This window comes from Veillonella sp. (genome assembly GCF_015058545.1).
Classification (GTDB): Bacteria; Bacillota; Negativicutes; order Veillonellales; family Veillonellaceae; genus Veillonella_A.
Map to the genome: position 1 here is coordinate 1 of NZ_SVCB01000112.1, position 7,333 is coordinate 7,333.

Below are 7,333 nucleotides of genomic sequence, written 5' to 3' on the forward strand. Positions count from 1 at the left end.
TCAAACTTAAATTAAAAGGAATGAGTCCGGTAGAATACCGGACCCATTCCCAAAAAGTTGCTTAATTACTTCTGTCCAAGAAAATGGGTGCAGATCAATGTTGTGTGTGTCTATTTTTTTAAAAATTAATCCTATATAAAAAGAAGGATTTAGAAGTTTATAATTTGAAGAGGAGAGAGATTATGATTAAAGATAAATCTATTGAAGAAGCTAGAGCAGAGATACATTTTACCCGTAAAATGAATGCCTGCCCAATCGATTTTTCACCATTCCAATCCAGCAATCCGCGCGCTATTGGGGAACAAAAAGAATATGAAGGCCGCGATGCATCTAACTTTAATCGTCGCCAGAAGTATGCAGACCCTGAAGAACCGCAATTCACTACACCATTTTGTGACGGTGAAGGGGAACTTCCGGTAGAAGAAGGTCGCTACCGTTTAATCTGGTCCCGTCATTGCCCTTGGGCTAACCGCGTATCTATCGCCATTGATTACCTCGGCTTGGATAAAGTAATTTCTAAAGGCGTGGTTGATCCGCTTCGCCCGGCCGGCGTTATCGGCGACTGGTTCTTCACCCTTGATGAAGGCGATGTAGATCCTGTTCTTAAAATTCACTCCCTTGGCGAAGCGTATCGCAAAGGTGATCCTAATTATGATCAGCGCTCTACCGTTCCGGCTATTGTAGACGTGAAAACCGGCGCTGTTGTTAATAATGACTACCATGTATTGACTACGGAAATTGCTACGGCGTTCAAAAAATTCATTGATCCGTCCGTGCCTGATATTTATCCGGAAGACCTTCGTGAAGACATCGATGCGCTTAACGAAGTTATTTATGCGGACGTTAACTTAGCGGTTAACTTGGCGGCTATGGTAAATAATCAGAAAGATTATGAATTCTACTTCAATCGTATTTTCGATCGTTTAGACTGGTTGGAAGAACGTCTCGGCCGTATGCGTTACCTCATGGGCGACACCATTACGGACCCTGATATTCGTTTATTCGTAACCTTACAGCGTTTTGACCTCGTATTCTATCAAAAATACTTCGTTAATAAAAAACGGTTGGTAGATTATCCAAATCTTTGGAATTATGCAAAAGATTTATATTCAATTCCGGCCTTCGGCAATAACACGGACTTCGACTCCATGCGTAAACGTTTCTACTATGTAGACCATACGCCAATCGAAGACTTACCTCGTTTGGTTCCATTGGGTCCTAATGATTCTATCTGGGCTGAACCGAACGACCGTGCTGAAAAATTTGCTAAGTAAGAGGCTTTTATGAAGGGGATAGATGAAAATACAGCCACGATTGTGGAGTTAATCCGCCAGACGGATATAACCAATCGTCCTGACTTATTAAATTTAGCCAAAGTAGCTTTTATCGACTATATTGCGTCCACCTTAGCCGCTCGTAAGGAGCCTAAGGTGGTGGCCTTGGCTAAGGAATTGGCTGCGCGGCGGCTGGCTGAAGGGAACCGAAAATTAATCGGCCAACCCTTTGAAACGGCGCCTGAGTATGCCGCTTTCTTTAACGGTTTTTGCTCGCATTATTTAGATTATGATGATGCCCAGGCAAATATCGCCGGTCATTTCAGTACTGTTCTGTTTTCCGTGTTATTAGCGGTAGCTAAGCCGACGGATACGGTGCTCGATATTCTGACCGCCTATGTTGTAGGCGCTGAACTGGAAGGCATTTTGGGGGCCTATTTAAACCCTAATCACAAGGTAGCCGGTTGGCATTCAACCGGTACGATTGGCCCGTTAGGCGGTGCGGCGGCGTTAGCTAAATTGGCAAAACTGTCGGCTGCTGAAACGGCTCAATTATTATCCTTAGCCGGCACGCAGTCGTCCGGTATGGGCTTTGAAGCGGGCTCTGATACAAAGCCGCTTCATTCCGGTTTTGCCGCTCGCAACGCGGTATTCGCCTTTTGGCTATTACAAAATACAGATTTAACGGCTAATCAGAATGTGTTTAATAATGAAACCGGTTGGCTTAACACCTTTGGGCAGGTTCCGGTGACTCCGGATGAATTACGTTCAAAATGGTTAGCGCCCGGTCAAATCAGTAAGCCAGGCTTGTGGATGAAGTTACATCCCTATTGTTCGGCGGCTATTTGCGGTGTGTCAGCGTGTGAGAAAATTCGCAGGGAACAATTGTTGCCTCAAGGTTACAGTTGGTCTGATATTGAAACGGTAACGTTTCATTTTCCGCCTAAGGCCGATACGGCCCTTCGCTATAAGAATCCGCAAAGCGGCCAGGAAGGTCGTTTCTCCATGGAATTCGTGGGTTGGCAAATGCTCAGTTTAGGTCATATAGATGATGAACTTTTTAAAGAACTAACCGTACCGGCTGAGTTTAAAGCCGCTCTTGAAGCGGGTCGATTTAAACGTACGAATGATTTACCGGCGGTAGCTAAAGATGTACGAGTCATAAAAGTGACGGTTCGTCTAAATGACGGTACCGAATTCAGCTATACCGAAGATGCGCCCTTAGGTTCTCCCAATAAGCCGTTTACGGCGGCGATACTGGCTACTAAACTAACAAATGCTACGTCGGCGGACTTTAGTAAACAATTGCTTGCCATGATAGCTGACTGGCCAAACGGCACAATGGCAGCTGTATTACGGCAGTTATAAGTCGCCTGTATTACGAGAGTTGTAAATGGCTAATGTTTTACGGCGGCTTAAATATATAATAAATACTACGTGTGTGAATGAATTCATAATGTTGTGAAAAGAGATGAGGAAAATACAATGAACTTTAAAAAATCTTGGAAACGCTTTGCCTTATTAGGCACCTTAGTTCTTGCTTTAGGCGTTGTAGCCGGTTGCACCAGCGATGACAGTGCCGATAAAGCGGCTGCATCCAATCCGGATGCGAAAGTGGTAAATGTCGCTACTCGTGGCACATCCAAACCATTCTCCTATACTAATGATGACGGTACTTTGACCGGTTATGACGTGGAAATTTTGAAAGAAGTAGAACGTCGTGACCCTAGCTTAAAATTTAACTTTAAGCCGATGGCTGTTGACGCTGCTTTCGTAGCGATGGACGCCGGTCAGGTGGATATGATTGCGAACCAAATGCGTAACAATCCGCAACGTGCCGCTAAGTATCTTTACACCAAAGAAATTAACAACTACACTGTTCGTAAATTAGTTGTTAAAAAAGGCCGCACCGACATTCATTCCTTAAAGGATTTGGAAGGTAAAACCGTAGCCGCCACTACTAATTCCGAGTTTGTTGATTTATTGAAGAAATATAACGAAACCGCAGCGACCCCAATCAATGTTATCTACACTGATAAAGGTACCGTAGAAACGTTGAACTTAGTAGCGACCGGCCGTGCCGATGCTGCCGGTGAGTATGAATATATGGTAAGTACGGCGCAGAAAGATCGTAACTTACCGGTAGAATCTGTAGGTGATACGTTGACTGATGTACCGACTTACTTCTTGCTTCGCAAAGACCCTGAAATGCAAAAAGTAGCGGACAAAATTGACACACAAGTAAAAGCTATGCGTGAAGACGGTACGCTTAAAAAATTATCTGAGCAGTATTTAGGTGGCGATTACACCGTTGAGCCTAAGAAATAATTGTTAACGGAGGCAGTGATATGGGACAGTATTTTGACGTCACCTATATGGTGAAGTCCTTTCCAATCCTATTAGCATCGCTCAATATAACCTTAACAATTACGATTGTGGCCACTATTTTAGGCATCCTTTTAGGATGCCTAATCGCCATTGCCCGTGTAAACCGAGTGCCTGTTTTAAGACGGGCACTTACTGTTTATGTATCCTTTATGCGCGGAACGCCTTTTTTAGTACAGTTATTTCTAATCTACTTTGGGGTTCCGGAAATTTTGAGTCACATGGGAATCAGCACGAAAAATGTGCCGGGCTTATTATTTGTTATCGTTGTATTTACGTTACATATAGGGGCGTACAGTTCTGAAATTTTACGCAGTAGTATTCAGGCGGTAGCACAAGGTGAAAAAGAAGCGGCTATGAGTTTGGGCATGACGAGCTTTCAAAGCTATCGTCGTGTTATTTTACCGCAGGCGTTTACCATGGCGATTCCGCCGCTTATTAACAGTGTTATCGGCATGATGAAAGGCACCTCTTTGATTTTTAACGTAGGTGTTGTAGACATTATGCGCCGCGCTGATTTGATGGGGGCCAACTCACAGCGTAGTTTGGAACTTTTTGTAGACGTAGCCATTATTTATGGCCTACTTGTATTGATTATTTCGTTAATCGGGCGGTTCTTAGAGCGTCGTTACTCCATCAGTGAACGGGTAGCACGCAACACAGCAGCACGCACCGCAGTAAGTAAGGGGTGACGCACATGGAATCGACGAGTATTATTAGCTTTCAATATATAAGCGGCACCTTTTGGTATGTCCTGGGCTATGTAAAAGTGACCTTGTGGCTTACCTTCGCCAGTGTGGCTTTCGGTATTTTGTTGGGCCTTTTGAGCTCCGTAGCGCAGCTTAATCGTATTCCGGTGCTTAAGCAATTGGCTGACATTTTTGTTATCGTATGTCGCAGTTTGCCGAACATGGTGCTTTTGTACTTAGTATATTACGGTTTGCCAATTTTATTCTTGGCCTTGGAAGACCAGACCGGTGTTCATGTGCCGTATGAAAAAGTACCGGCCGCACTCGTAGCCGTGGTAGGTTTAACCTTACATACGGGGGCCTATTTAAGTGAAATCTTCCGTGCCGCTATTCAGTCGGTGCCGAAAGGTCAGGTTGAGGCCGCTTTATCCATCGGCATGACTTGGCCGCAGGCATTTCGCCGAGTTGTATTGCCACAGGCCACGGTATTTGCGTTGCCGCTCTTTGCCAACCAGTTTTTAAACACCATGAAGAGCACCAGTATCGTGTTCATCATTACGGTGGTGGAATTGTTGGGCGCTGCCAAGCTCTATGTAGAAGATAATTCGGCGTACTTTGAAGCGTATATCGTGGTGGCTCTTATTTATTGGGGCCTCGGCATTGTATTCGAATTTATTTTTGAACGCTTGGAACACATGATGAGTAAGTATAAACGCGGTAATGCGGTGTAATTAATTGAGATTAGAGGATTCTATGATAGAGATAAAAAATGTAAGAAAATCCTTTGGGGACCGTGAAATCTTAAAAGGTATCGACATGACGGTGCCGACCGGTTCGGTTACGGTTATTCTGGGCCCGTCGGGGAGTGGTAAAACGACGTTTTTACGAACTCTTAACTTTTTAGAAAAAGCCGACGCCGGTCAAATGACTTTGAATGATATTACGGTAGATTTGCACAAGGCCTCGAAGAAGGAAATATTGACGATTCGTCGCAATACGTCCATGGTATTTCAGATGTATAACCTGTTTTCCAATATGACGGCTATTGAAAACGTCATGGAAGGGCTTGTGACCGTTAAGGGCATGAAAAAAGCCGACGCTCGCGCTAAAGCTGAAAAATGCTTGGAAGCGGTGGGCATGAAAGGCTTTGAAGACTATTATCCCGTGCAATTATCCGGCGGCCAGCAACAGCGTGTGGGCATTGCCCGTGCCATTGCTATGGACCCGGCGGTGATTTTATTTGACGAACCGACCAGTGCCTTAGACCCTGAACTTGTTGGCGAAGTGTTGGGTGCTATTAAGAATATTGCCCGTGAAATGCACGTTACCATGATTGTGGTAACCCATGAAATCGGTTTTGCCAAAGAAGTGGCGGACCAGGTTATCTTCATGGAACAGGGCGTTATTGTGGAGCAGGGGACGGCTAAAGAAGTTATCAGTAACCCTTGTGAAGATCGGACGCGTCAATTCTTGAATCGTTATTTGGGTCAGTGGGAGGACTATGTAATATGAGTCAACCAACTGATACTAAAACGGTCGATGCAACAGCCAAAGCGGCTGATACAGCTGTTAATGCAGCGGCCAAAGCGGTACCGGCGGGGATTACCTATCGCCAGCTGACTAAAGATGATGGAGCGGCTTATTATAAAGTGCTCAATGAAGGCTATGCCAGTAATTTGGAAGTGGGCGTGGATTTCTCCGCCAGCCACATGACGGAAGCGGAAGCTACCGCTTGGGTAGCTGATCACCCTACCTACGGCTTATTCGTTGACGGTGAATTAGCGAGCTCTATTACGCTACGTATGCCGTGGGGACCCAATCCGGGCCCTCGTGAATTCCCTCATATCGGTCACTTCGTAACATCGCCCCGTTTTAAAAAGCAGGGCTATGCCAAGAAGATGCTGGCGTGGGTGGAAACGGCGGTTTTGCGTGATCGGCTTAAGTCGCCGTTGGTGACACTGGGCACGGCCGACACCCATCCGTGGCTTAAAGATATGTACTTAAGCATGGGCTTCACTATTACGAAGGTGACCCAATTGCCGGGCAAAAAACATCATACGATTTATTTTGAAAAGAAAATTGTATAATGACTTCTAATTAAAAATTCTATCCTGCCATGGCACGATAGAATTTTTTTATGTTTACTATTCAAAATGAAGGCTAGGTATACTTTGGATTTTATGATATACTGCAGTGGGAGATAGTATTCTGTGGAAACTATACTCTATCTGACACACAATGCTTCATGTAAGAATAAACAGCCGTTTTAAGTATGGGCAAGCGCACGGTAATGGCGATGTCTAATACGGGAAGGGCTTAGTTTGTCTATTTTCGGTGTTCGATGGAGAAATCTCCGCGAACGCCGTTTTTTATTGCCTCAATGCTGAGGCCTATAGTAAAGGAGAAACGAATGATACGTGAAGTATTAGCGGGTAAAATTCACCGCGCCACGGTGACGCAAGCCGCTTTAGATTATGTAGGCAGTATTACAGTAGATACGGATTTGCTCGAAGCTGCCGGTATTTTGGAATACCAGAAGGTAGATATTGTAAATGTAAATAACGGGGAACGTTTTCAGACGTACACCATTAGCGGCGAAGCCGGTAGCGGTGTGATTTGTTTGAACGGTGCCGCCGCTCGTTGTGCTTGTCCCGGCGATGTAGTCATTATTATGGCCTATGGACAATTAAACGACGAAGAAGTTAAAACTCATAAACCGTCCGTAGTGTTTGTGGATGAAAAGAATGCCATTGTAAGGGTAACAAATTATGAAAAACATGGTTTGTTAGCCGATATGAAGTAATTGTGCTGTCAGAGCAGAGCTATCTTCACAAACAACTTGTGAAAGGACGTAAAATATATGAAAACAGTAAATACGATTAAAGAAGTGCGTGACGCCGTTAAAGCATGGCGCCGTGCCGGTGAAACAGTAGGTTTGGTACCGACTATGGGCTTTTTGCATGAAGGTCATGCATCGCTGATTAA

The 7,333-nt window shown here is 44.7% G+C and carries 9 protein-coding genes; all 9 read left to right on the forward strand.

Annotation, left to right across the window (positions count from 1 at the left end; all coding sequences use genetic code 11):
* The first annotated feature begins 182 nt into the window (after positions 1-182).
* Positions 183-1,274 (forward strand): glutathione S-transferase C-terminal domain-containing protein, encoded by a 1,092-nt coding sequence (locus E7204_RS07575; protein ID WP_295183227.1) that lies wholly within the window; start codon positions 183-185, stop codon positions 1,272-1,274.
* 9 nt (positions 1,275-1,283) lie between these two features.
* A complete protein-coding gene (locus E7204_RS07580; protein ID WP_295183229.1) occupies positions 1,284-2,642 on the forward strand; it encodes an MmgE/PrpD family protein in 1,359 nt (452 codons plus the stop codon).
* A 117-nt stretch (positions 2,643-2,759) separates the two neighbouring features.
* Positions 2,760-3,602 carry a transporter substrate-binding domain-containing protein gene (locus E7204_RS07585; RefSeq protein ID WP_295183231.1) on the forward strand — a complete coding sequence of 281 codons (843 nt, stop codon included), beginning with the start codon at positions 2,760-2,762 and terminating at the stop codon, positions 3,600-3,602.
* A 20-nt stretch (positions 3,603-3,622) separates the two neighbouring features.
* Positions 3,623-4,351, forward strand: a complete 729-nt coding sequence (locus E7204_RS07590) for an amino acid ABC transporter permease (protein WP_295183233.1) — start codon at positions 3,623-3,625, stop codon at positions 4,349-4,351.
* A gap of 5 nt (positions 4,352-4,356) precedes the next feature.
* Complete coding sequence (locus E7204_RS07595; RefSeq protein WP_295183235.1) at positions 4,357-5,079, forward strand: amino acid ABC transporter permease; 723 nt, start codon at positions 4,357-4,359, stop codon at positions 5,077-5,079.
* Between the two features lie 22 nt (positions 5,080-5,101).
* Positions 5,102-5,860, forward strand: coding sequence for an amino acid ABC transporter ATP-binding protein (locus E7204_RS07600; protein ID WP_295183237.1), 759 nt, complete (start codon positions 5,102-5,104; stop codon positions 5,858-5,860).
* A complete protein-coding gene (locus E7204_RS07605; protein ID WP_295183240.1) occupies positions 5,857-6,435 on the forward strand; it encodes a GNAT family N-acetyltransferase in 579 nt (192 codons plus the stop codon). Before E7204_RS07600 ends, E7204_RS07605 begins: the two co-directional genes overlap by 4 nt.
* 323 nt (positions 6,436-6,758) lie before the next feature.
* Positions 6,759-7,151, forward strand: coding sequence for an aspartate 1-decarboxylase (gene panD / locus E7204_RS07610; RefSeq protein ID WP_295183242.1), 393 nt, complete (start codon positions 6,759-6,761; stop codon positions 7,149-7,151).
* A 57-nt stretch (positions 7,152-7,208) separates the two neighbouring features.
* Positions 7,209-7,333 (forward strand): pantoate--beta-alanine ligase (locus E7204_RS07615; RefSeq protein WP_295183244.1); only part of this gene is annotated, 125 nt, incomplete at its 3' end.

Coding starts and splice junctions, on each gene's coding strand:
- E7204_RS07595 (WP_295183235.1), top strand. CDS start 4,357: ATGGAATCGACGAGTATTATTAGCTTTCAATATATAAGCGGCACCTTT.
- E7204_RS07600 (WP_295183237.1), top strand. CDS start 5,102: ATGATAGAGATAAAAAATGTAAGAAAATCCTTTGGGGACCGTGAAATC.
- E7204_RS07575 (WP_295183227.1), top strand. CDS start 183: ATGATTAAAGATAAATCTATTGAAGAAGCTAGAGCAGAGATACATTTT.
- E7204_RS07580 (WP_295183229.1), top strand. CDS start 1,284: ATGAAGGGGATAGATGAAAATACAGCCACGATTGTGGAGTTAATCCGC.
- E7204_RS07605 (WP_295183240.1), top strand. CDS start 5,857: ATGAGTCAACCAACTGATACTAAAACGGTCGATGCAACAGCCAAAGCG.
- E7204_RS07585 (WP_295183231.1), top strand. CDS start 2,760: ATGAACTTTAAAAAATCTTGGAAACGCTTTGCCTTATTAGGCACCTTA.
- E7204_RS07590 (WP_295183233.1), top strand. CDS start 3,623: ATGGGACAGTATTTTGACGTCACCTATATGGTGAAGTCCTTTCCAATC.
- panD (WP_295183242.1), top strand. CDS start 6,759: ATGATACGTGAAGTATTAGCGGGTAAAATTCACCGCGCCACGGTGACG.